The sequence below is a fragment of the Streptomyces sp. NPDC056883 genome, from assembly GCF_042788835.1.
In the GTDB taxonomy this organism is placed as follows: domain Bacteria; phylum Actinomycetota; class Actinomycetes; order Streptomycetales; family Streptomycetaceae; genus Streptomyces; species Streptomyces stoeckheimensis.
Map to the genome: position 1 here is coordinate 1 of NZ_JBHUBS010000016.1, position 21497 is coordinate 21497.

Genomic DNA, 21497 nt, shown 5'->3' on the forward strand with positions numbered 1-21497 from the left:
GGGCCGGCACCGTCCCGACGGCCCGGGCGCTACCCGCGCTCCAGTCGAAACCGTCCGAAGGAGAGGCACGTGGACGAGTCCGGACGCCAGCAGCAGCTGTGGGACCAGTGGGCGCCCCACTACAACGCCGAGCACCACGAACGCGACCCCGCTCCGGCCGCCGAGTTCCTCGCATCGCTGGCCGGGACCGGAGGCCGGGCGCTGGAACTCGCGGTCGGCACCGGCCGCATCGCCCTCCCGCTCGCGGACCTCGGCACCCCCGTCATGGGCCTCGACGTCTCCCCGAACATGCTCGACGAGCTCCACCGCCACCGCGGCGACCGGCCCGTCACGACCCGTGTCGGGGACATGGCCGACCTCGACACCGGCGGCGAACGCTACGAGCTGATCTACGTCGCCTTCTCCAGCTTCTACTTCCTGATGACCCAGCCCCGCCAGGCCGCCTGCCTCCAGCAGATAGCCGACGCGCTCGCGCCCGGCGGCCGCTTCGTCATCGAGGCGACCGTCCCGCGCGCCCCCGGGCTCCTCGCCGGCCGCCAGCAGCTCGCCATCCGCGACCAGAGCGACACCCACCTGAGCCTGTCCGCGATCACCCACGACCCCATCGCCCAGACCATCCACTTCCAGGAACTGCGCTTCGACCAGACCGGCATGCGGCTCCTGCCGGTCGCCATGCGCTACGTCCACCTCTCCGAACTCGACCTCCTGGCCACGGCCGCCGGCCTCACGCTCGCCGACCGGTACGCCGACTGGCGCCGCACACCGCTGACCTCGGCCTCCACCCAGCACATCTCCGTCTACACCCCCACCGGAGCCGCCCCGTGACCCTCACGGCGCCCGCTGCCGGCGACTGGACGGTCCGCGGCGCCCGCCAGGACCTGTGGCCCACCCGGATCTACCAGCGCACCACCCCCACCGGCCCGGACACCGACGCCCTGGCCGAAGAGATCCTCACCCGCGAGCACGCCGACACCTCACGCTCCCTGGGCGTCGCCGCCGCGCGCAAGTCGGCTCCCGACATCCTGACCTGGCAGCTTCCCGCCATCACCTCCCTGAACGCGTGGATCCGCGAGGCTGCGCTCGCCCTCACCGGCGCCGGCCCGCAGACCCCGCTCAGGGCCTCGGCCTGGGCCGTCCACTACCGCACCGGCGGCTTCCACGAAGTCCACGCCCACCACGACAGCGCCGTCTCCGGCGTCTACTACCTGCGCACTGCCCCCGAACCCACCGGCGCCCTCGAACTCGCCGACCCCCGGCCCGCCCGCTGGGCCACCGAACCGGCAGGGCCCGGCGGCATCCACGAGGTCACGCCGCACCCGGGCCTGCTGATCGCCTTCCCGTCCTGGCTCCGGCACGGCGTCGCCCCCCACCACAGCGACACCGCCCGGCTGTGCATCGCCTTCAACGTCACCATGGAGGTCCGGTGACCACCCTCTCCCCGCACCCGCACCGCCTCCCGGCCACCGACGCGGTGACGGAGGACCGGTGGACCACCCCCGTCTGGCTCGGCACCGTGCACCCAGCCGTCGACCACGACCTCCTGCACAGCCAGATGATCAAGCCGCCCACTGACCGCCGGGCCCTCGACCCCGGCGACGTCCTCGATACGGACAAGGCCCTCACAGTCCTGACCGCTCTCGCCCAGACCATCCGCCCCGGCGCCGCCACGACCGCGGTACGACTGGGTGTGGAGATCTGGGCGCCGGGCCACCGCGTCCCGCTCGCCTACGGCCACGGAGACTGGACCGCCTGGTGCTACCTGGCCACCGCCGGCGACGCACCGCACGAAAGCTCCGCAGCACTGTGCCTGCACGACCCGCGGGCCGGCTGCGACTCCGCCACCGTGCCCGGCCTTCCCTGGGGACGCGCCCTGACCCTGCGCGCCCAGACCGGACTCACCGTCGTCGCCCCCGGCTGGCTCGCCCACTCCGTACTCCCCGTCGCCGAGGGGCACACGGTGGTCGTCCTCACCGCCCGCACCTGACCGGGCAGTTCCTCACGCGGAGGACGCGGCCGCCGGGGCCATCTCCTTGGCCAGCTGCGGGTCACCGGGGAGCGTACGGATGTCCCGCGAGAACAGGGCCACGCCCACCGCGACCACCACCAGCCCGACGCTGCCGAGCGCGATCGGCCCCGGGCCGAACACCGCGGCGAGCGGCCCGGCCACCGCCAGGCCGGCCGGGGCCAACGCCAAACAGCCCAGCAGGTCGATCGAGGAGACCCGGGAGATGGCCTCCTTCGGGACCTCCCGCTGCAGGCACGTGCGCCACAGCACCATCGTCACGTCCCACATCACCCCGTACGCCAGCGCTCCCGCCAGGATGACCGGCAGTGGTGCGCGCACTGCGAGCAGCAGCGCGGGCAGCGCCGCGCCCGCCGTACACAAGGTCGCCACCAGCATCGGGCGGGCGGGGCGCAGCCGTGCCGCCCATCCCGCGCCGGCGATCTGCCCGGCGATCTGCGCGACCATCACCAGCGCCCAGGCCCAGGCCCCGCCCAGGTACTCCTGCGCCAGCATCGGCCCCAGCAGCCCGGCCACCGCGTTGACCACCGCCAACACGAAGGCCAGCTGGCCGGTGGTCACCCACAGCCACTCGTGGGCGACGAACTCCCGCCACCCGTCACGAAGATCCCGCAGTGCCGAGGACTTGTAGCGCACGGGCCGGTCTGGCGTCCGCCGGCCCAGAGCCGTGAACAAGACGGCGCAGGCCGCGAAGGACACCGCGTCCAGGGCGAGAGCGAGAGCAGGGCCGAGGAGGCTCACCACGACCCCGGCGAGCGTCATGCCGAGCAGGCGCGCGGTGTTGGTCGACACCTTCAGCAAGGCGTTCGCCTGCTGCCGGTCGCCCTTGTCCTCCACCACGTCGAGGACCACGCCCTCGAGTGCCGGGGAGAACAGCGCGCGGGTCACTCCGCCCAACGCTGCGAGGACGGCGATCAGCCAGATAGGTCCCCCGGAGGCGAACAGCACGGCCAGACCTGCCCAGCACACGGCCGCCGCGGTCTCCGTCACGGCCACGAGCCGGAAACGGGACCGCACCCGGTCGCCGAGTACCCCGCCCCACAGCACGAAGACCAGCTGCGGCACCGCCTGGCATGCCAGTACGAGCGAGAGGTCCCAGGGCGTCGCACCAGGCAGCGCCAGGACCCCGAAGGAGACGGCGATCGGCCCGAAGGCGCTGCCGAGCACGGAGACGAACCGGGCGGAGGCCAGAAGCCGGAAGCGCGGCTGGGACAGGAGTGTGAAATTGAGACCGGAGAGCACCCGCGGACCCTATCGACGCCCAGGGCCGACTCCCCACACAATGCAGGGAATTCAGCCAAACGAGCAGTACCGGTGGGCCCTCGCGGGATCTCCCGCCGCAGCCCTGCTCCGTACAGGAGCAGCAGCTACTCGAAGAGGCTCTCCTGGACCGGGCCAGTGGGCAGCAGGTGCTCCTCCACCGGCCGCGGGCGCCTGCCCACAAGATCCTCTACTTGGCGCAGAGCCGACCACCGGCCGGCGACCACCCCCTGGACGACCGCACGATGGCAGATCTCCGACGTGGCCCACACCCGATGCGTCAGGACAGACCCCGCCCCCGGAAGCCCGACACCAAGCGCCGCGGCCAGCGTCTTCTCCGACACTTCTGCCACCGACGGGCACGCGATCTGCGCCAGGCGCAAGGCATCCCACACCATCAAGGACGCCAAACGCGGACAGAAAGCCCGATGCTCCCAGAACGTCGCGGCCTCCACCGCGCCCAACCGCGCCACCACCACGTGGGGCGTCACCGTCAGCCGCCGCTCGACCTCCGCGAGGGCCTTCCCCACGGAGTCCGTCCAGACAACCCCTCCGTCCGGCGCGGGCCCCGCAACCTCCCCGGCACCGGCCACGCGGGCATGCACGCGCCACTGGGGTGTCCAGGCCACCCCCTTGACTGCCAGAGCGGCGACACCGGCCACCCTGACCGTGCCGAACTCCCGCACTAGCTCAAGGCCGACGGCCACGAACGTGCACGCTTCGAAATCGCGATCCATCCGCATGCCGTCACCGTATCCGCGCTCGTATCCGCTTCCGCAAGGACGAATTCCCATCATGGTTTGGCTCGCCCGTGCGGGTGGCGTTGCCGTGTTCTCATCCGGTGGCCTTCTCGGCGCGGCTAGGTTCGACCCTTCGTCCCCGTCGCCTGGTCGAGAACGCCTGTGAGAGGTCAGACGGCAGGGCTCATCTTGAGGAGAGAAAGTGCCGATCCCCCCAGCGCACATCCAGGCAGTGGTCTCGGTCTACCTGTGCGCCCACCCCGATGAACGGGCGGCGCTGCAGCCGCTCCTGGATGGCCTTGACGCCGGCCGCGACATGGCCGCCCGGGAGACGTTCGACGGGCACGTCACGACGTCGGCCGTCATCGTCAACGACCACGACCAGGTCCTGCTGATCCATCACGTCGCGTCGAACGTGTGGATCCAGCCGGGCGGTCACTGCGAGCCCTCTGACCGGACGCTGATGGAGGCGGTGCTGCGGGAGGTCGCGGAGGAGACCTCCCTCGTCGCGCTGGAGCCGTTCGGCGGCATTGAGGCGCCCATCCACATCGACGTCCATGAACTGGAGGCGCGGCCGGAAAGGGCGAGCCCAGGCATCGGCACTTCGATGTCCGGTTCGTCTTCCGGGTGCGCGGCGAGACACCGGTGACGCTGCAGCTCGAGGAAGTATCCGGGGCGCGCTGGCGCGGCCCCTCCGAGCTGGGGGACCCAGTGCTGCGAGCCCGGGTCGGGGAACTGCTCGGGCGTCCGCGCGAGGACCGGCCGGCGGACGAGGACCCGTACGGCACCGTCGTGGTGATCAGCGATGCCTCCGGGAGGGTCCTGATGCATCTGAGGGACGACCGGGTGGGCCTGTGGGCTCCAGGGACGTGGGCTCCGATGGGCGGGGGAGCCGAGCCGGAGGACGCCGACCCGCACGCCACCGCCGTCCGCGAGCTCCGCGAGGAGGTCGCCCTGACGGGCGTGGCGTTGCGGCCCATGTTCTCGGTCCTCTCGGACGGCTACCCCGTGCACGTCTTCCACGGCTGGTGGGACGGCGAAATCTCCGAACTCACCTTGGGGGAGGGCACCGACCTGGCGTGGATCGAACCGAGGAGGTTCGCGGACCTGCCCATGCACCCGTCGATGCTCGCCGACACGATGCGGGTGCTGGAACTGGTCACCCCGCGCCCGGCGCCCTACGGGTACGGGACCCTGGCCCTGATCCGCAACGTGGACGGGCACCTGCTCATGCACCTTCGGGGCGACGGCCCAGGGATCTGCTGGCCTTCCACGTGGAGCCCGAACGGCGGCAAGCCGGAGGCCGAGGACCAGGGCCCGTACGCGACGATCGCCCGCGAGGTGAAAGAGGAGATCGGCCTAGACCTGCCGCTCGCGCACGCCTTCACGCACACGGCAAGCAACGGACACCTCAGCTACGTGTTCGAGGGTCGCTGGGACGGAAACCCGGACACCCTGACCCTGACCGAAGGCGTCGCCCTGGGCTGGGTCGACCCCCGCCACCCCGGCGCCCTGCCGATGAGTGACCTCGTCCGCTACGTCACTGCCCGCGCGCTCGGCGACGACCTCGAGACCCAGGCCCGTACCGAGCAGATCGCCGAGTTCGTGGCCTCCGCGATGATCATCCACGACGGTCACGTGCTCGTCGTACGCCGGAACCCGGAGGACTTCCTCGGAGGGACCTGGGAAATCCCAGGAGGACGCATCACAGATGGTGAACCGATCGTGGACGGTCTGCTGCGCGAGACGCTGGAGGAGACCGGGCTCGCCATCACCCGCGTCGAGCACTACGGCGGCCACTTCGACTACCCCAACACCCGGGGGACGATGACCCGCCAGTTCAACTGGGTGGTCTCCGTCGACAAGCCTGCCCCCGTCGTCCTGAGTGAGCACGACCGCCACCAGTGGGTCTCCCACCTCGACGAACTCCCGCCCACCAGCATCCAGCTGCGCCAGTTCCTGGAAAGCTGCTGGCCGTGAGCGAATGAACCCCTTGGAGAGAGGGCTGCTCGTATTCGTGACGCCACCCGTCAAGTAGCACTTCGTAAGTTCGGGCTTATCCTTACCTGCCGCGGGCGTGGTTCAGGCTGCCGCCGGCAGCCAGCGGGCGACGGCCGGGAGGACTGTGGACATGGCTTTGTCGGCGTGCGCGAGCCGGGCGACCTGGCTCATCCGGCGCCGGATGTAGCGGCGGGTGGTTTCGATGTGGATGTGGTCGGCGAACTCCTGGATCTCCTCCAGCGGCACCTCCTCGTCGTGCTTGTGGGTCAAGCAGGAGGCGCGCAGGACGTGCGCGGTGACGTCCCGGCCGCCCAGGACCCCGGCCCGCTGCCCGAGCCGGGCGAGGAGGTCGTTGACCGCGTGTCGGTCCATCTCCCGGTCGTTGTCGTCCAGCAGGAGCGCGCCGGAGACCCGGCCGTCGAGGACGACGTCGGCCAGCTGCTCCAGTCCGTCTGGTACACCCCACAGGCGGCCCTTGGCCCGCTTGCGGAGCACGTCGAGGTGGCGGCGGCCCGCGCGGTTCTCGATCCTCTCCAGACGGGTGGCGCAGCACTCGGTGACGCGTCCGGCGAAGGTGTAGATCACCGTGGGGACGAAGGCCTCCCGTGCGGTGCGGGCGGCGCCGATGAACTCGGTCAGCTCGTCCTTCTCCAGGATCGGAGTGGCGGTCGACTCGTCGGCCGGGTCGATCTGCGGCCGGTCGAACTTCGTGACGGGGGAAATGAGTTGGCGCTCGCCGGTCCTCCACCGGGTGTAGTCGTACAGCGAGGACACCGTGGACAGGCGGCGCAGGATCGTACGGTCCGAGATCCGCCGGGTACCGTCGGCGCGCACCCTCGACTCCTCCGCGAGCCGCCACACCCGCACCAGCTCGGGGGAGATGTCGCGGAAGGACATCGGGAACAGGCCCAGCTCCTCGCGGACCACGGCCGCCCAGTGCCGCAGGTCGTCCGCGTAGTCCCGGGCGGACTGGTCGGAGCCGATCCGGGTGTTCGTCAGCCAGTGCATGACCGCGACGGTGGTCTCCTCGTCGCACAGCTCCGCCAGCAGATCCATGCGGTAGCGCGGTTCCCCGAGCCGCCGGTTGCGCGGATCGCGCGGCCGTACGATCCCGAGGCGCGCCCGGGCAGCGAGGTAAGACTCCTCCGCTCGCGGTCCGCTTGGGACGGCGAGCTGCGCGCCGCCTTGTGTGATGATCTCCAGTTCGCCTTCACCCATGATCGGGCAGCGTAGCGCTTGACCGATCTTCGCGCCCGCCGGACTCCCCCGCAGGAGTCGTTCTGACGATCCACATAACAAAGATTATGAGGAATCCTCAGAGTCGTCCTCCGGCAAGGGGCCGGATTGGCCCGAAGGCCTCCCGCGACGCGGCGAACAGTGCCAGGATGGGAAGTGAAGATCGGCCAAGGCGCGAGGAGGACCCGGTGAGCGAGTCGACGGAGTCGAAGCACCGGCCGGACTACCCGCCCAGGACACCGTCCCCCCAGCCGCGCCCGGTGTACCCGGACCGGCCGACCCCGCCGTCCACCCCCGTACCGGACAACCCGAGCAAGCCGCCGACGAAGTCCCTCATCCCGCCCGGCCTGGGGGAGTCCCGGCCACTGGCCGCGTCCAACCGCATGGAAGTCCGCAACCGCCGCGTCGCGAACTGGGCGCTGACCGGGGACCGTTGGGCCGCGAAGAAGGCCGTGGACAAGGTCACCGCCACGGTGCGCGGCTGGGGCTACGCCCGGCCCGAGGACATCACGGTGGACACCGCCGTACGGTTGCTGGTGGGCGCGACCGTCGCCGACGAGGGCAAGCGGATCAGCGTCCACCTGGCCGACCAGGACGGCATGGTCCTCGTGGTCGTCCTCTCCCACACGGCCGCCGACCCCGAGGGCGACCTGCTGGCCGAGCTCGCCGCCGTCGAGGGCACCACGTCCTGCGGCACCGAGGCCTCGGACGAGGGCCGCCGGGTGTGGGCGCTCCTGGACACCCTGCCGCCGCGCCGCCGCGCGGCGGCCTGACCCCGGCGAGCCCCGGCGGGGTGCTGCTCAGCACCTCGCCGGCGAGCGCACCCTTAGTAAGCGACACAAAGCTGGACGGGGGTGTAGCGGGCCGCCGACGGGGGAGCGCGACGGCCTCGGCGGGGTTCCGGAAGCCGCCGAAGCCGCACGCGGCCCGCTGACAGCCTCTCGCGCGACGGAGATCCCATCACGCTGGCGGCTCCGCGTTCGGCCGCGCACGGCGCCGTTCTGCGGGTCGATATTCTGACAGTCGCTGCCAGAATCGCCGTCCCGGGCGGCCCGGCGGGCGACCACCCCGCAACGTTGTGGGGTGGTCGCCCGCGCGGCCGCGGCGCCGGCAGTGCCGGGGGAGCCGACGTATCACCTACTACCGTTAGTAGGTGACCCCCCTCCGAGCAGGCGATACGCGCGCGGCGAGGCGCTGTACGACCCGCAGAACGCCTACCGGAGACGCAGTGGACCAAACCGGCCCCCACAAAGCACCGATTACATATTCCAGGAACGTCACGAACATACGCCGCGAACATACGCCGCGAACATACGCCGCGAACATACGCCGCGAACATACGCCGCGAACATACGTCACGAACCAAATATCCACGGGAAGCATTGAAATGGATTCACCACATAAGAATCCACCGAGATTTGACAAGCGTACGCGCCTGGGATTGTCGCCCCTGTACACTCTTATGTGTCACAGCTTATGAGCCCGCGTTACGACGCTCGTAACGGCGAAGGTCCGCCGCGGCCAACCGCGACGGACCTCACCCCCCGGACGGCCGCCGGGCCTGGTGAAGACAGGCCCGGCCGGCTACCGGAGCGTCACGACCAGCGCCGTGACGGCGGCAAGCAGCTCCACGTACGGAGTCGCGGCGCGAACTGCCCGGTGGCTACGGGTCCGTACCCGCTTCCACCGATCCCGCCGTCGACGACCGCTCGCCTCGTGCTCGGCATCCATGGATGCCCTTCCTCCTCTTCGGAGCACACCGGATGCGTACCCCTGGTGGCGGCACTCGGGTGTCTGAATTCCCGAGTTGCCTGTCCAGGGGCACCACCCAACGCGCCACGCGGCAGAGGGTCTAGCGAGACGACCATATCCGCTTCGAGGCACTAGGGAGGGAGAAATCATGGAATTAGCCGAAGGCGGCCCGAAGCCGCTGCGGGGTGATATTGGGAATGCCCGGAAGAGAACTTATTCGGCTTGCTCCTCAAGAACTCCGGCGAGCGCTCGCAGCACCAGCGGGCGCGACATCGCGGGCGCCGCCCGCCGCGACAGGTCCCGCCCGCCGCCCGGCACGTACTCCGCCCGCAGCGCCACCCCCAGCACCTCCAACGCCGCCGCCTGCGCCGCGCGCGCGGCCAACACCGCCTGGACCGCCTCCTCCACGCTCGGAGGGTGGTCAACGCGTTGACCACCCGCATCCGCCACCAGGCCTGACGGCTCGTGGTCAACGTCTTGACCACGTTCGGGAGCGCCCCGGCCCGGCGGGTCGTACTCCCGGGAGCGCGCGTAGCCGTACCCCGGCTCGCCCGTCAGCTCCTCGTCGTACGCGTCGATCCGCCGCTGCAGCGCGGTCGCGAAGAAGTCCGTGTCCAGATCGGCGACCTGCCAGTCCCGCGCCCGCGGCCAGGGCCCCTCCTCGATCGCCGTCACCGCCGCGGCGTAGGCGGGCCGGCCGTGCTGACGCGGCCGGTACCCCAGATCCGCCTCGCACAGCGCGCACATCGCCATCAACTGCTCCCCGGCGTGCGGAAGGTCGTCGGCGTGGACCTGGGCCTCCAGTACCCCGGCCCCCGGCCGGGCCACGTCCACCAAGACCTCGACCTGGGGGCCGGGCACCCACACCCGCACGTACGTCGAGGGGCACCGCGGGCAGCGCGGACCCGGCGGCCGCGGCGGACTCAACCGGCGGCGCGCCTTCCCCGCCTTCGCACGCCGGCGCTTCAGCTCCACACCTCGTACTGCTCCCAGGGCCGCTGCAACGTCTCCAGGACGGCCTCCATGGCACCGAGTTCCTCCAGGTGTTCCCGGAAGACGGCGATCTCGTCAGGCTCGTCCGGCCAGAGGGGATCCGCTGCGGCGTCCCGCGCGAGATTCCCGATCGCCGATTCCTCCCCCGAGAAGGAGGCCAGCCACTGCCCGAACCTGCTCAACTCGCTCTCCCCTCACGCCTGCACCTGCTCCACACGCTACCGGTGGCTGGCGCCGCGGAACCCGAAAGCCGCAGACTGCGGCACGCTGTTGGTCAGGCAGGGGCCAAGGCGTCCAGCCCGGCAGCGATCAGCTCGCGCAGCACGTCCGCCCGGGGACGTCCGGCGGCGAACTCGGTGACCCGGCGCTTAGTCTCCTCGTCCAGGCGTACCTCCCACTTCGGGCCGATCGCGGGGCGGCGTCGGCAAGGCCATGGTTTCAGGGGTGAGCTACGACTTTCCGAGCGCCGGGCACCGAGTGCTGGATCTGGAAGTGGAGGGGCGACGGACATCGAGATCATGCAGGTGGAACCCGGGCGTAAGGGCTACACCGGAGGGCGGCTGATTCCGGCCTGCTTCACCGCGTGGTGGGCCGCACGGGCACGAAGCCGGTCCGCCGCGGTGTCGAGCGCCGCGTGCAGCTCGGGCAGGAGTGTGAGCGCGGCCTCCACGGCGGCCGCGGGTGGCTGCTCATCCGCCTGCGCGGTGCTGAACGCCTCCAGCGGGGTCAGGGGGACCATTCGCCGGCGCCACGCCCGCTCGGCCTCACCGCGGGCGTAGTGCGCGGTCAGGGCCTCGATCGGGGTCAGTTCGACGTCAGTGAGGAACGCGGCGATCCCCTTCTTCGCGACGTAGTCGCAGATCACCTGAGATTCCCCGCCCCATCCCGGGCCGCCAGAGGACTTGGACTGCGCGACGATGTTGGCCACGATCGCCGACTCGCGCCCGTGGGCCTTGGGGCTCTTCGTCTTCTCGAAGAACTTCTCGACGTCGAAGGGGTGAATTCCGGGGCTCTGGAAGTCCTTGTCGGCCGGGGCGGCGGCCACCGTGAGGCGCAGGACCCCGAGGGCGTAGGTCTCCTTCGACAGCGTCCGCTCGTACAGCAAGCCTTCGGCCGCCTCGGGTTCGGTCGACGTGGCGGCGCGCCGCACCTGCGCCACGGTGGGGCCGTCCGGCCACACGAAGCTCCACTCGCGGCGGCCCTCGTCATACCGGGCCTCGATCGCGGTAGGCCCCCAGGGCAGACCGAACTGGCCCGTGAGCGTGCCGGCCAGCCGCCGGAGGCGGCCCGAGCGGTTAGCGACCGCCATCGGGGCCCTGCACGATGGTGACTTCGCGGCCGGTGAGGCGGGAGAGCTCTGCGGCGTCACCGGCGTTCAGCGCGGCACGCAGGTCAGCGTTCCGCTTCAGGTCTGCGAGGAGCTGGGCCTTGACCTGCTCGTCGTCCAGGCCGTCGATCGGGAACAGGGCCCGCCCGGCCGCGTACGACTGCACGAACGCGGTGGCGGCCTGGTGGACCCGCTTCCCGTCGGCGTCGGGAGCGGCGAAGCGGCGGACGACCCGGCCGTCCTCGTCGCGCTCGATGTCGCCACGGCCATCGCGAACGATTTCCGTCAGGCGCCGCTGGAACTTCTCGACGCTGTCACGCAGCTGGTCGGCCGTCTGGTTGGCGTAGTACCAGTTCCCGTCCTCAGCAGCACCGAGGAAACGGCTGAGGAAGTCAACGACCCCAGCGAGGTCTTCGGCAAGGTTCTTCTCCTCGCTGGTGCCGGCCAACAGGTCGTACACGGAGGGTCCGTCCGTCATTTTGCGCCCTTCGCCGGGAACTTGAAGTACGGCAAGTCTTCCACGACCACGGGACGCGCAGGCCCGGTATCGGCGCACGGATGGAGGAAGGCCGTTGTACTCCACGACACCCCTACATCTCGGTCACGTCCGTACGGTCCCCAGTACCCGGGGCAGGTGACCTTGAGCACGGATGCCGGCGAGGTGCTGCTCCTCACCCGGCCGACGGGCCTTCAGGCACTCGACGCCAAACATCGAATTGCGCCCCTCCCCAGACAGGGTTTTACTTAGCATGGGTGGCCACCCAAAGTTAAGCCCATCGGATGGTGCAGCGGACAAGAAAGTTGGTGAGGGGGCCATGGCGGTACGCATCAGGCTCGGCGACTACGAACAGACCACCACCGACGTGCTCCAACGGACGGCGATCGGATACTTCCCGCGCATGACCGAGGAGGAGGCCATGGAAGCCGGACGTGGGGTGTGGCGGCTCGACATGAGGATCATCAGCCGGGAGCGGTTCGTCCTCATCGTCGGCCAGGGACTCGTGCGCGCCGTCGGCGAGATCACCGCCGTCACCGAGCACCTGACCGACCGGGGTCTGAAGAAGGCCCTGGAGACGGATCTCCTTGGACCGGGCCACCCTCTGTACGACACGTACATCAACCAGCCCGACCCGCTCGCCAACGACTCCCGCAACAGCATCAGGTACGGCGATCTGCCCGAAGAAACCCCCTTCCGCACCCGCGACTGCGCGTGCGGCTGCGGCGAGACCACCACCCACGACTTCGTCCCCGGCCATGAACTCCGCGCCATCCAGAGCCGGGTCCGCGAACACTTCGGCGGCTCCGCGCTCGCCTTCATCACCTGGCTCGACGCCGAACTCCCGCCCGCGGCTCCGGCCGCGTGACCTGCCGGACCGCAGACACGAGGACCCCGGCGATCACACCGCCGGCGTCCTGCTATCCCTTTCGGCCGTATCTCGGCTGACCCTCTCGACACCTGCCGACATTCAGCCGGCCGGGGTGTGCCAGGACACCCCGGTAAAGGCCCCGGCGGCGCGCGCCGTGAGCTCGGCGATGACCGCGGTCAACTCCTCACCCGTCGGCCCGCTCTCGAACCGGTGCTCCTCCGCCCGCCCGTTCTCGTGTATCAACAGGCGGAAGGGGGCGGTGGCCGAACGGATTGAGGTGGAGGGCGGGATCGGCCGGGCCCGCACCTGGTGCTCGCGGCCGTCGATCGGGTAGACCACTGCGCTGGCCACCGCCTGCTCCACCTGCGCTGGCGACCCGTGGAAGCGGCGCTTGGCTCCGTCGAGGTCGCGGAAGCGGTGCACGGCGTACAGGGATGTTGACCTCGGGTCGTGGCTGTCCTGGTGACGCTGCTCCACCCACCACACCACCGGTCCGGCCCCCGCCTGTTCGTGCGCCCCGTTCCGTAGGCGTACGAGTCGTCCGTTCATCCTTCCGGTCAACCAGGTGCCGTGACTAGTACCTGATCGGTCATTCCGGAGGCAGGAGTCGGCTGCTCAGCGGGGAAGAGGCGCGGGGATGAGGGGAGCAGGAGCCCACCAGCCCGCCTGCGTCGCGATCGCCAGGCTCTGCTCGACGGCGCGGTCGATACCGGCTCCGGGGCCGACAGCGGGGAGGTACAGGACGTGGCAGAGAGCGCGTTCGGCGAAGCGGCGAAGCCAAGTGCGCTCGAAGTGGATGCCGGTCACCACGTCCTCGCCGCCATAGCGCAGGTTCGCGTGGCCGTCGTCGTCGATCCAGCACTCCCAGCGGGTTTCCCGGGGCGTGGGGTCGGCCATGGGGACCATGCCGGTGGCGTGGGGGAAAGCGTTGTCCCGATGGCCGTCGTGGGTGAGGATCAGGCAGGGCCCGAGGCCGTCGCTGTGGCCGACGACCACTGGCTCGGCCTTGATTTGCGAGAACGTCGGTATCTGCTCCATCCCCGCAGCCTACCGGGGGTGTTCCCGGACAAAGCCGCGGGCGCCGCGTTCCACCCGAAGGTCCGAGCGGTCACCGCGGGGACCGGACCTCGCCTGTCATGTCCTCTACGGTGAAGTACGAAGTCATCGCGGTGTCGGCCCGGCCCACCGGGGGCGGGGCCATGAGCCAGTCCTGTCGCATCTGGGGCTTTCGATGGCGCCGGCCGGGCATGGGCCGATCGCCGTACGTGCCGTCGATGATTTCTTGGCCTCCAACAGCGTGGTCGCTCGCATCGTCCATGGACGGCAGCCTACGACAGCGGCACCCCGGCCCGCCCTTAGTAGCCCGTACATCCCGTAGGCAGCAGCCGGCCTTCCTCAATTCCGCTGGCGGGCATCCCGCGGAATCGGGGTGCCGATGCTGGGTAGGGCAGGCCCTGTCCGGTCAGCAGCGAGCACAGGTCTCGGGCAGACTCCTCTACCAGCGCCGCCGCGCTGATGCCGTCCGTGCCGTCCTCTTCCCAGACGAACTGGGTCGCACCGCCGTGCCTGTGGATCGAGATGTACTCCGCGATGCCGTCCGCGCTGCCCGGTGTCGTCATCTCCGTACGTCCCATCTCGACGACGACCCGGGAGAACCTTGAGACCGCGATGTCGCAGACCACGCTGTGGCTGGAGGTCACTGAGACGTCGGAGCCGACGCTGATCCGGCGGACCCGTCCGACCACCGGCATCAGCTTGCGCAGGTCGGCCGCCGCCTCGTCGTCTTCCTCTTGGCCGGGCCGGGGCGCCAGACGGGCCGCAGGTGCGGGTTGTGCCGCATCATCTGGACCATCGACCGGTACGAGGTGACCGGCGGCCGGTCCTCCCGCCATATCACCGCCACGCGCGCGCCGGGCCACTGGACGCCTTCGGCCGGGTAGCGGCCGTGGACGTCCGAGAGGAGGAACGGGCGGCCCCAGCGGTTTCCAGGCCGCCATCAGGGATACGGTGGCGGCGGAGCGGGGCAGGGGAGGCTCGACGGCCTCAGTGTCCTGGGTCGTCATGCCCTCGACGGTACCGGGCGCCGCCGACAGCGCCCGGGCACTGGCCTCAGAACACTTCGCCGGCGCATGTCGGCGGGCACAGCGTTCAGCCTGGGGAGCCGGTGATGGTCAGCGCCCCGTCACCGTCCCGCTGGATCTCCCGCACCTTCAGCCGGGGAGGAGAGGCGTAGAGGACGGCGCCGCCGACGAAGAGGGTGAACGAGAAGGTCTTGCACCACGACAGCGTGCGGCGCTGCTGCGGGTCGGCGTCGGGCAGGGTCAGCCTCACCGCGAGCTGCTCGCCTTCGGCGGGCTTGAGGCCCTGGCACCCGATCGGCCCGGCCATCTTCATGACCGTGCCTTCGGCCCTGATCTCGACCGCGTCGCCGGTCATCGGGCGGAACCCGGGAAAGCCGGTCACGCCGCCGCTCCCAGAGGGACTTCGGCGATCGGCTCCCACAGGATCTGCGTGCCGTCGTGCCACTGCTCAACGAGGTGCAGGCGGTCCGCGAGGACGGTACCGGAGAGCGGGCCGTCGAGGGCCGCGAGCGCGGCCTTGAGGCTCCCGCTCTCGATGCTGTCGGAGCCCTCCGAGGTGTAGGCCAGGGACATGTGGGGATACCGACTCGGCGCCGACGTGAACTCCGCCCCGGTGCGCACCATGGACTGCGTGACGGCCTCCACGATCCCGGTGAACGGGCCTCCGGGCCATCCGCTGAGCTCGACCGCGACGTTCCCGATCGCGGGCCGGTCGAAGGTGAGGGTGAAGGGCTGTACCTCCCGCGCCCAGACTTCGACGTCATCGAGGAGGGCGTCCAGGTCGATGCCCTCAAAGGGCAGGCCGACAGTGTGGAGGAGGGTGCAGTGCATGCGGTGCAGCGGCACGCCCGGCAGTCCCGGCCGGAAGAATCCGGTGTACGGCGCTGCGAGGGCGAGGGCCTCCTCGGATGTAGGCAAGATGTGCCAGTGCAGGTCACGGCGGCCCGCAGGCCAGACCCGCGAGACCCGGTCGAAAAACGATTCCACTCAGCGCCCCAACTTGTTCATGGAGTTGCCCGTCGCGGGAGCGTCCCACACCCCCGTCCGGAAGGTCAGATGGTGATGGAGAACTGCTTGCGGAGCTTGTGCATCCCGACGGTGTACCCGGGACCCCAGCGGGTCATGGAGAAGTCGAACGTGTCGTCGTACGAGCCCTCCGGGGTGCGGTGGTCCTCAGCGATCTCGCGCCACAGCCGCACGACGGGGTCGCCGGCGTCGGTGAGTTGGTGACCGAGGGCGGTGAGCCGGTTCTCCCACGCCACCCGCCGTTCCTCCGTCGTCGCGCCGACGGCGTAGAGTTCCTCGACCTGCTCGCCCGTCACGGCCTCCGGGGCGACGCCGCGCTCGGCGGCCAGTAGGTACAGGGCGGTGTTCAGCCCGGCGGCGCCCTCCGCGATCACGACCCCGTCGAGCATGAGGTCGTACCCGCCCAGAGGCCCCTCGACCACCCGCACGGTCCTCTCCCACGCCCGTACCCACAGATCCGGTCCGCCCTCCGCCTGCCACTTGCGGAGCTGCTCAACCACGGTCGCCATCCCGTCCCCCCATGATCGTTCGCACGCCAGTTGATACGACCATGCCATGCCGGGCGTCGGGGCGGACGAGGATTCCGTAGATCGCCGCCACGCCCTGCCCGTGTCCCACGACACCTCAGCCGGCCGCTGCGTCCTCGGACACCTCCGCGGGAGTTGCGGTAGCCGGCTCCGGGTCTGAACCGGTGGTGGGTAGAAGGGTGGTTGACCAGGGCGAATGCGGTCGGTGATCCACCGGTTGCCCCTTTTGTCGTTACCTTGGCGGCGCACTGACCAGCAGGTTTACCGCCTCAAGATCCACTGACGGCGGCTTTTGCCTCCTACCGATACTGCCCCCGGGGTTCGCCCTGGTGGACGAGGCCGGGGGCGAGGCTGTGGCCGACGGAGTCGATCAGGGTCCGCTGGAACGGTCGAGGTCGAGGGCCATTCCGAGGCCGCCGTCGACGTGCGCGATGCCCGCCCGATCTTGAACCAGGAGGTCGGTCCCCGAAGACTCCCACCGGGCGGGCGGGACGTCCAGGCGGGCCCCACTTTTCGGGCTCACCTCGGCCGGACTCCGAGGTCGGGCGCGTCCTCGATGAGCGCCGACGCCCAGAAGGCCCCCTGACCCGTCTTCAGGGTCTCCAGCAGCTTCGCGTTGTCGTCGCCCGGACGCAGCCCCGGCATGAACACCACGGCGGCGAACTGCTGCACCAGCAGAGCCTGCGCCCACGGCCCGGTCATCGGCAGCTCGTCGCCGAGCGCCCATCCGTCGAACCCGAACCCGCCCCACCAGGATGCTGTCTCGTGCCGCACCCACACCCGCCACGGTGAACCCTCCCCGGACGCGACCTCCGTCATCGGCATCATCCACGTCATCGCGACGAAGCCGATCGCAGCCGCACGCCGCTCCTCGGAGTCGTTGTCGGGGAACACCACCAGATACGGGATCGCTGACCCGTCGTCGGCCCGCTGCAGCAACAGCGGCACGACTTGCATCAAGAACAGCTGCCGGGTCTCCCGTTCATCCATCCGGTGACCCTAACCCGCTCAACATCGGCCTGTGCCAGTGTGATCGGTATGACTGACAACGACCTCGAGGCCTCCCTCGCGGACACCACCGATCTGCACGCGGCTCTGCTGGCCATCGGCGCCATCAACCGCGTCTCCAACCGTGAGGAGCTCACCTTCGCGGAGATCATCAACAAGGGCCCGGACGACTACCGGCTGACCATGGCCCACGCCCTGGCCGGGGCCGTCGAGCAGCAGATCGCCCTCGCCGAGCGCGCCGCCGTGAGCAGCGGGTCCCAGGACCAGGACCTGATCCTGACAGGGGACATCTTCTACGAAGGCCACCGACCGCCCGCCGCCGACGGCCGCGACCAGCTGCGCGCGCTGCACCACCTCGCCCAGCGCCTGGAGCGCCTGCTCGTCTCCCGCGTCGCGGCCATCAGGCGGGGCGACGCCCCCGAGGGCCTGCCACTGCGCACGGTCTTCTCGTCGTACGGCATTGCCTCTGTGCTGGCCCGGCTCCTGGAGTACGGGGCGAACCCCGTGGAGGATCCCTTTGACCACGCCGGGTATGACGAGCGGGCCAAGGAACTGGAGCAGTGCGCCCGCGAGCTGGAGAACATGAGGGAGATCTTGAGGGAGACCGCTGACGGGTTCGCGAAGACCGCCGCCACACTCCGGAAAGACGAGGCGGACAGGAACGCCCGGTTCGGCCCCGACCGGTAGCCGCAGCAGGTGATGGTGAACACCTCGCCGGCCGAGGTGCTCACCATCACCTGGTGGAGCCCCTGCACACGCGGGGAACAAGGCCAGGGCCGATCGAGCCAGCGGTCTGGATGGTCGGCCAAGGAGTCCGAGTCCGACACCCGCAGGCACGCAGTCACCGCGGGGGGTGTCGGAGGACACGTTCACCGGCGCTTGGCCTTCTTCCGCTTGGGCCTGCGGGACTGCGGGATCTTCGGCACGACGACGGCTGCCCCGTTGCGGACCTCCCACGGCGAACCGCTGAAGATGCCCGCCACAGCCTTCTGCCCGGAAGCCGGGTCGAGGAGCACCTTCGTAGCCGGGTGCAGCAGGCTGATGCACAGCCGAAGGTCCCCGTTCATCTCTCGCACCGGCATCGCGACCCGGCCCGAGGGCTCGGTTAGCCGGAATTCCTGCCCGACCGGCCACATGGCGTCCTGGGGGTGGAAGGCGGCGTCGGGCGAATCGGCGTGGAAGTACCACAGCAGCAGCCGCCAGTTGGCGGCGATCTGGTGCGCGGCCACCGCCTCGATGAGTCCGTAGCCGATGCCCCGGCGGCGGTGGTCGGGGTGGACGGCGACCTCGTAGAGCTCCCCGATGCGCTCCAGCCACTGGGCGCGGCCGACTTTGGGCAGGCAGCCGAGGACGGGGTGGGACCACAAGCCGGTGGGCCCGACGGTTGCCGCGCCGACGATCCGCCCGGTGGAGGTGTCCTCTGCGACCAGCGTGAAGCCGCGCTTGTTCACGGGGCTGTCCCCGGCCGCCGTCATCTCCAGGAGCATCCGGGTCGCCTCCCGGGTGGCCTTGGTCTGCTTCTCGGCGGCGAGCTGCAGGAGCGCCTGAGCGGCGTCGACGTCACCGGGGGCCAGGTCCCGGATCCGGTAGCGGTCATCCATGGCCGATCACCGCCGTGCGCAGCGCGAGGGACCGGGCGAGTGCGGTGAGGTCCTCGCGGACCTCGTCGGTGAGGACCGGGTCGGCGGGGGCGGCCGATGCCTCCATGGCCTGGATCAGGAGGGCGCCGCCGGTCATGTCGTGCTCACGGGCGTGGAGGGCGAAGGCGTGGAAGAGCCCGGCGAGGACGTCCGTTCCGCCGACGGCCATGGCCACCGCCTGTTCGTGGGTGAGGCTGTTCACGAACGCGGCCGTGTCGGATGCTGCGTGTTCGTCCGCGGGTGGCCGGGACATGAGCCCGACGAGCGTGGCGAAGTCCGCGAGACCCTGCACCTGATTCTCCACTGTCCGTTCCCCGCCTTCCGCCCGCAGCGTGTGTCCTGCGATACTTCGCCGGCGCCGCCGCCGGTGTCCTCCGACGACCGAACCTACCGTCTGGCGGCGGGGGGTCGGGGCGAGTTGCCTGTGAGGCCGGTGATCATCCGGTTCGCCCGCCGTCACGCGCGCGGCGCAAACGGGGCGCGCGGAAGATTCTGCGGCGGAAGCCCTAGCGTCGTCTCCACGGCCAGCAGCAGGTCCTGGAGGCGGTTGCGGAACACGGCGCGCTCCCAGTCCGCCAGCGCGGAGGCGCCCTCGAGTTCCGGGTGCAGCTGCCAGTGCTCGTACGCGGGGGCGTCGGCGATGGCCTGGCGGGCCTGAACCGTCAGCTCGGCGAGGTGGCGGTGCTGCTCGGCGGTCATGGCGAAGTGGGGCGTGGCGTCCATGGGGTCCAAGTCTCGCGGGTGGCGCTGAGGGCCATTCTCCCGTATGCGCACCGAGGTTGACTGGGGTTCACCCGATCTGGTGGCCGTCCTGTGGACGGGATCCAGTCGATTTTGGGCTGCATCCAGTCAGTCTCGACGGAGGTCACCCGGAATGCCCATGAATGCACCTTGACCGGTCGGGTCTGTAGCGACCGCATCGGAGCCCGGGGCCTGCCCTCGGGCCGGGAGGAGTCCCGCCTGTGTCGGAGCCCGTCGTTACGTTCCCCGGCATGAACACCTTTCACCAGCAGGCCGCCCAGGGCGTCCTCGACAAGTACCTGGAAGACCCCGAGGCGGCCAAGGCGCTCTCCGAGGCCCGGACGGACATCCGCGCCGGGCGGCGCTTCTCCCGCAGGGGGCTGGAGGACGTCGGCCAGATCCACCGCATCCCGCACCCCGGCGAATGGCCGTTTGAGCAGATGGCCTGCTTCCTTGACATCCATGTGATGGCCGGAGCCGGATCCCTCGTGCGGTTCCGGATCGACGTCGGCGCCACACCCCTCCCGGATGCGGCCCGGGTGGAGAACGCAGCGCTCCTGGCGGCCAGGGCGGGCGCCGACGTCGACGCCTTCGAGATCTGGGTCGACCAGAAGCAGAACAAGGCCGACGCCGACGGCACGCTCACCCTCGTGCGGGAGGTGGAGTCCACCCGGTCCAGCGGGGAGGGCTTCTTGCAGGGGCCCGCTCTGTGCCGGTCCGGGCCCTGTACGACGTCGGTTGAGATGCCGGTCACGCTGCGGCCCTTCACTGTGCCGCTGGAGATCGGGACGACGATGCCGTCGAGGACCTTGGCGCACATCGTGCGCGACGGTGGGGTGGCGCGTTGACCGTACGGCCACGAGCACCTGACGGTCTTCGTCTACCTGGGTCGCACCTTCGGTCCCCGCAGGGTGTCCTGCGACGCTCCGCCGGCGCTGGTGTCGTAGGACGCGGGCCGCGGGTCGGCGGCCGTGTGTTCGGGGGCGTACGAGAGGCCGGTGGCCCAGTGGGGGGCGGGGGCTTCGGCGAAGGGCATGGGGAGGGTGAAGAGGCTGTGGAGGGAGCGTCCGGCGCCGTACCCGTGCAGGGTGGTGAATTGGCCGGGGGTGGTGGTGGCGTGCTGCCAGGCCATGCGGTGGAGCCAGACTTCGAGGTCGCCGCGCCGGGTGGGGCCGCCGGGGGCGTAGAGGTTGGCGTCCCAGCGGGAGGGGCCGGTCAGCTCGCGGGTGACGGGAGAGTCGTGGGGGAGCAGGAGGACGAACTTCTCCTGCTTGTCTTCGGGGAGGAAGTAGACGATGCCGTGGCCGGTGAAGGGCAGGAACCGGTGGGGGCCGTCGTCGGCGGTGAAGGTGGCGGACGCGAAGGCGAAGTGGTCGGGGGTTTCCATGGCGGGACGGTACCGGGCGCGGCCCGTACCGCGCGGGGGTGATCGGTCAACTTGTCTCGGCGGGGTTTTGGGCCGGTGGGGTGGTTCGGTCTAGGGTGCGGAGCGCGGGGCCTGCGATCTTGGCCCGAGCTCGCGCAGGATGCCGGGTACCCGCCCTCACGGTGTCCCGCTTCGCGTTGTCCGGCGCCGTGTGGGCCGGACAACTTCCGTGTCCGCCTCCGGGGAGGCCCCCTGTGCCGCTCGGCTGCTCAGTTCGTGGGAGTGTCCGCGGTGACGGCGCTGCGTGCACGCGGAGGGCTCTGTTCTCCTTCTCTCGATCCTCGGGACCGGGGTGTTCCACCCCCAATCTCTATGTGTGGTAACGGACCTGGCCACCACCCACTCACCT

Annotated in this window: 28 protein-coding genes; 9 read left to right on the top strand and 19 right to left on the bottom strand. The window is 70.5% G+C overall.

Annotation, left to right across the window (positions count from 1 at the left end):
• Positions 1-69: 69 nt before the first annotated feature.
• From ACFRU2_RS30955 to ACFRU2_RS30965, 3 genes are read left to right on the top strand one after another with little or no spacing between them, the layout of a single operon-like run.
• Positions 70-825, top strand: coding sequence for a class I SAM-dependent methyltransferase (locus tag ACFRU2_RS30955; RefSeq protein WP_382978314.1), 756 nt, complete (start codon positions 70-72; stop codon positions 823-825).
• Complete coding sequence (locus tag ACFRU2_RS30960) at positions 822-1427, top strand: TIGR02466 family protein (RefSeq protein WP_382978317.1); 606 nt, start codon at positions 822-824, stop codon at positions 1425-1427. The genes ACFRU2_RS30955 and ACFRU2_RS30960 overlap by 4 nt, the downstream gene beginning before the upstream one ends.
• Positions 1424-1984, top strand: coding sequence for a hypothetical protein (locus ACFRU2_RS30965; protein WP_382978320.1), 561 nt, complete (start codon positions 1424-1426; stop codon positions 1982-1984). The genes ACFRU2_RS30960 and ACFRU2_RS30965 overlap by 4 nt, the downstream gene beginning before the upstream one ends.
• A gap of 12 nt (positions 1985-1996) precedes the next feature.
• On the opposite strand, the gene ACFRU2_RS30970 is transcribed toward ACFRU2_RS30965, so the two are convergent.
• Both ACFRU2_RS30970 and ACFRU2_RS30975 read right to left on the bottom strand, forming a co-directional pair.
• Positions 1997-3265, bottom strand: coding sequence for an MFS transporter (locus ACFRU2_RS30970; RefSeq protein ID WP_382978323.1), 1269 nt, complete (start codon positions 3263-3265; stop codon positions 1997-1999).
• A 125-nt stretch (positions 3266-3390) separates the two neighbouring features.
• Entirely contained in the window at positions 3391-4026 is a 636-nt protein-coding gene (locus tag ACFRU2_RS30975; RefSeq protein WP_382978326.1) for a hypothetical protein, read from the bottom strand.
• 199 nt (positions 4027-4225) lie between these two features.
• On the opposite strand from ACFRU2_RS30975, the gene ACFRU2_RS30980 reads away from it, so the two are divergent.
• The gene (locus tag ACFRU2_RS30980) at positions 4226-4672 is read left to right on the top strand and encodes an NUDIX domain-containing protein (protein WP_382978329.1); all 447 of its coding nucleotides are present in this window, start codon (positions 4226-4228) and stop codon (positions 4670-4672) included.
• A complete protein-coding gene (locus tag ACFRU2_RS30985; RefSeq protein ID WP_382978332.1) occupies positions 4669-6003 on the top strand; it encodes an NUDIX domain-containing protein in 1335 nt (444 codons plus the stop codon). Before ACFRU2_RS30980 ends, ACFRU2_RS30985 begins: the two co-directional genes overlap by 4 nt.
• Positions 6004-6105: 102 nt before the next feature.
• On the opposite strand, the gene ACFRU2_RS30990 is transcribed toward ACFRU2_RS30985, so the two are convergent.
• The gene (locus tag ACFRU2_RS30990; protein WP_382978335.1) at positions 6106-7242 is read right to left on the bottom strand and encodes a tyrosine-type recombinase/integrase; all 1137 of its coding nucleotides are present in this window, start codon (positions 7240-7242) and stop codon (positions 6106-6108) included.
• Between the two features lie 206 nt (positions 7243-7448).
• Between ACFRU2_RS30990 and ACFRU2_RS30995 the strand changes: the two genes are divergently transcribed.
• Positions 7449-8033, top strand: coding sequence for a hypothetical protein (locus tag ACFRU2_RS30995; protein WP_382978337.1), 585 nt, complete (start codon positions 7449-7451; stop codon positions 8031-8033).
• Positions 8034-9225: 1192 nt separating this feature from the next.
• Here the strand turns inward: ACFRU2_RS30995 and ACFRU2_RS31000 are convergent.
• The 4 genes from ACFRU2_RS31000 to ACFRU2_RS31015 all read right to left on the bottom strand — a co-directional run bounded on the left by ACFRU2_RS31000 (position 9226) and on the right by ACFRU2_RS31015 (position 11810).
• Positions 9226-9873 carry a hypothetical protein gene (locus ACFRU2_RS31000; RefSeq protein ID WP_382978340.1) on the bottom strand — a complete coding sequence of 216 codons (648 nt, stop codon included), beginning with the start codon at positions 9871-9873 and terminating at the stop codon, positions 9226-9228.
• A 104-nt stretch (positions 9874-9977) separates the two neighbouring features.
• Positions 9978-10187: a YozE family protein gene (locus ACFRU2_RS31005; RefSeq protein ID WP_382978343.1), complete on the bottom strand. Its 210-nt coding sequence runs from the start codon at positions 10185-10187 to the stop codon at positions 9978-9980.
• A 362-nt stretch (positions 10188-10549) separates the two neighbouring features.
• Positions 10550-11314 carry a hypothetical protein gene (locus ACFRU2_RS31010; protein WP_382978346.1) on the bottom strand — a complete coding sequence of 255 codons (765 nt, stop codon included), beginning with the start codon at positions 11312-11314 and terminating at the stop codon, positions 10550-10552.
• The gene (locus ACFRU2_RS31015) at positions 11301-11810 is read right to left on the bottom strand and encodes a hypothetical protein (RefSeq protein ID WP_382978348.1); all 510 of its coding nucleotides are present in this window, start codon (positions 11808-11810) and stop codon (positions 11301-11303) included. The genes ACFRU2_RS31010 and ACFRU2_RS31015 overlap by 14 nt, the downstream gene beginning before the upstream one ends.
• 337 nt (positions 11811-12147) lie before the next feature.
• Here ACFRU2_RS31015 and ACFRU2_RS31020 point away from each other — a divergent pair, with 337 nt between their 5' ends.
• Positions 12148-12696 (top strand): hypothetical protein, encoded by a 549-nt coding sequence (locus tag ACFRU2_RS31020; protein WP_382978351.1) that lies wholly within the window; start codon positions 12148-12150, stop codon positions 12694-12696.
• 102 nt (positions 12697-12798) lie between these two features.
• Here the strand turns inward: ACFRU2_RS31020 and ACFRU2_RS31025 are convergent, their stop codons facing one another.
• The 8 genes from ACFRU2_RS31025 to ACFRU2_RS31060 form a co-directional block, all read right to left on the bottom strand.
• Positions 12799-13248, bottom strand: a complete 450-nt coding sequence (locus ACFRU2_RS31025; protein WP_382978354.1) for a hypothetical protein — start codon at positions 13246-13248, stop codon at positions 12799-12801.
• 66 nt (positions 13249-13314) lie between these two features.
• The gene (locus ACFRU2_RS31030) at positions 13315-13737 is read right to left on the bottom strand and encodes a hypothetical protein (RefSeq protein WP_382978356.1); all 423 of its coding nucleotides are present in this window, start codon (positions 13735-13737) and stop codon (positions 13315-13317) included.
• Positions 13738-13807: 70 nt separating this feature from the next.
• On the bottom strand, positions 13808-14017 hold the full coding sequence (locus ACFRU2_RS31035) for a hypothetical protein (RefSeq protein ID WP_382978358.1): 210 nt from the start codon (positions 14015-14017) through the stop codon (positions 13808-13810).
• Between the two features lie 37 nt (positions 14018-14054).
• On the bottom strand, positions 14055-14591 hold the full coding sequence (locus ACFRU2_RS31040; protein ID WP_382978361.1) for a hypothetical protein: 537 nt from the start codon (positions 14589-14591) through the stop codon (positions 14055-14057).
• Positions 14592-14847: 256 nt separating this feature from the next.
• Positions 14848-15162: a hypothetical protein gene (locus ACFRU2_RS31045; protein ID WP_382978363.1), complete on the bottom strand. Its 315-nt coding sequence runs from the start codon at positions 15160-15162 to the stop codon at positions 14848-14850.
• A complete protein-coding gene (locus ACFRU2_RS31050; RefSeq protein WP_382978365.1) occupies positions 15159-15698 on the bottom strand; it encodes a 2'-5' RNA ligase family protein in 540 nt (179 codons plus the stop codon). Before ACFRU2_RS31050 ends, ACFRU2_RS31045 begins: the two co-directional genes overlap by 4 nt.
• Before the next feature lie 134 nt (positions 15699-15832).
• A complete protein-coding gene (locus ACFRU2_RS31055; protein ID WP_382978368.1) occupies positions 15833-16315 on the bottom strand; it encodes a hypothetical protein in 483 nt (160 codons plus the stop codon).
• Between the two features lie 537 nt (positions 16316-16852).
• Positions 16853-17323: a hypothetical protein gene (locus ACFRU2_RS31060; protein ID WP_382978371.1), complete on the bottom strand. Its 471-nt coding sequence runs from the start codon at positions 17321-17323 to the stop codon at positions 16853-16855.
• Positions 17324-17371: 48 nt separating this feature from the next.
• Here ACFRU2_RS31060 and ACFRU2_RS31065 point away from each other — a divergent pair, with 48 nt between their 5' ends.
• Positions 17372-18028, top strand: a complete 657-nt coding sequence (locus ACFRU2_RS31065) for a hypothetical protein (protein ID WP_382978374.1) — start codon at positions 17372-17374, stop codon at positions 18026-18028.
• Positions 18029-18210: 182 nt separating this feature from the next.
• On the opposite strand, the gene ACFRU2_RS31070 is transcribed toward ACFRU2_RS31065, so the two are convergent.
• From ACFRU2_RS31070 to ACFRU2_RS31080, 3 genes are all read right to left on the bottom strand, one after another.
• Positions 18211-18942: a GNAT family N-acetyltransferase gene (locus tag ACFRU2_RS31070; protein WP_382978376.1), complete on the bottom strand. Its 732-nt coding sequence runs from the start codon at positions 18940-18942 to the stop codon at positions 18211-18213.
• A complete protein-coding gene (locus ACFRU2_RS31075; RefSeq protein WP_382978379.1) occupies positions 18935-19285 on the bottom strand; it encodes a hypothetical protein in 351 nt (116 codons plus the stop codon). The genes ACFRU2_RS31070 and ACFRU2_RS31075 overlap by 8 nt, the downstream gene beginning before the upstream one ends.
• Positions 19286-19437: 152 nt before the next feature.
• On the bottom strand, positions 19438-19704 hold the full coding sequence (locus ACFRU2_RS31080) for a hypothetical protein (protein ID WP_382978381.1): 267 nt from the start codon (positions 19702-19704) through the stop codon (positions 19438-19440).
• A gap of 269 nt (positions 19705-19973) precedes the next feature.
• Between ACFRU2_RS31080 and ACFRU2_RS31085 the strand changes: the two genes are divergently transcribed.
• Positions 19974-20570 carry a hypothetical protein gene (locus ACFRU2_RS31085; protein WP_382978384.1) on the top strand — a complete coding sequence of 199 codons (597 nt, stop codon included), beginning with the start codon at positions 19974-19976 and terminating at the stop codon, positions 20568-20570.
• Positions 20571-20602: 32 nt separating this feature from the next.
• On the opposite strand, the gene ACFRU2_RS31090 is transcribed toward ACFRU2_RS31085, so the two are convergent.
• Positions 20603-21109: a hypothetical protein gene (locus ACFRU2_RS31090; protein ID WP_382978387.1), complete on the bottom strand. Its 507-nt coding sequence runs from the start codon at positions 21107-21109 to the stop codon at positions 20603-20605.
• Positions 21110-21497: the final 388 nt, after the last annotated feature.

Bases quoted from the DNA above. Each gene is read 5' to 3' on its own strand.
- ACFRU2_RS30975 (WP_382978326.1), bottom strand. From the start codon at position 4,026: ATGCGGATGGATCGCGATTTCGAAGCGTGCACGTTCGTGGCCGTCGGC.
- ACFRU2_RS30990 (WP_382978335.1), bottom strand. From the start codon at position 7,242: ATGGGTGAAGGCGAACTGGAGATCATCACACAAGGCGGCGCGCAGCTC.
- ACFRU2_RS31010 (WP_382978346.1), bottom strand. From the start codon at position 11,314: ATGGCGGTCGCTAACCGCTCGGGCCGCCTCCGGCGGCTGGCCGGCACG.
- ACFRU2_RS31015 (WP_382978348.1), bottom strand. From the start codon at position 11,810: ATGACGGACGGACCCTCCGTGTACGACCTGTTGGCCGGCACCAGCGAG.
- ACFRU2_RS31020 (WP_382978351.1), top strand. From the start codon at position 12,148: ATGGCGGTACGCATCAGGCTCGGCGACTACGAACAGACCACCACCGAC.
- ACFRU2_RS31025 (WP_382978354.1), bottom strand. From the start codon at position 13,248: ATGAACGGACGACTCGTACGCCTACGGAACGGGGCGCACGAACAGGCG.
- ACFRU2_RS31030 (WP_382978356.1), bottom strand. From the start codon at position 13,737: ATGGAGCAGATACCGACGTTCTCGCAAATCAAGGCCGAGCCAGTGGTC.
- ACFRU2_RS31035 (WP_382978358.1), bottom strand. From the start codon at position 14,017: ATGGACGATGCGAGCGACCACGCTGTTGGAGGCCAAGAAATCATCGAC.
- ACFRU2_RS31040 (WP_382978361.1), bottom strand. From the start codon at position 14,591: ATGGCGGGAGGACCGGCCGCCGGTCACCTCGTACCGGTCGATGGTCCA.
- ACFRU2_RS31055 (WP_382978368.1), bottom strand. From the start codon at position 16,315: ATGGCGACCGTGGTTGAGCAGCTCCGCAAGTGGCAGGCGGAGGGCGGA.
- ACFRU2_RS31060 (WP_382978371.1), bottom strand. From the start codon at position 17,323: ATGGATGAACGGGAGACCCGGCAGCTGTTCTTGATGCAAGTCGTGCCG.
- ACFRU2_RS31065 (WP_382978374.1), top strand. From the start codon at position 17,372: ATGACTGACAACGACCTCGAGGCCTCCCTCGCGGACACCACCGATCTG.
- ACFRU2_RS31070 (WP_382978376.1), bottom strand. From the start codon at position 18,942: ATGGATGACCGCTACCGGATCCGGGACCTGGCCCCCGGTGACGTCGAC.
- ACFRU2_RS31080 (WP_382978381.1), bottom strand. From the start codon at position 19,704: ATGGACGCCACGCCCCACTTCGCCATGACCGCCGAGCAGCACCGCCAC.
- ACFRU2_RS31085 (WP_382978384.1), top strand. From the start codon at position 19,974: ATGAACACCTTTCACCAGCAGGCCGCCCAGGGCGTCCTCGACAAGTAC.
- ACFRU2_RS31090 (WP_382978387.1), bottom strand. From the start codon at position 21,109: ATGGAAACCCCCGACCACTTCGCCTTCGCGTCCGCCACCTTCACCGCC.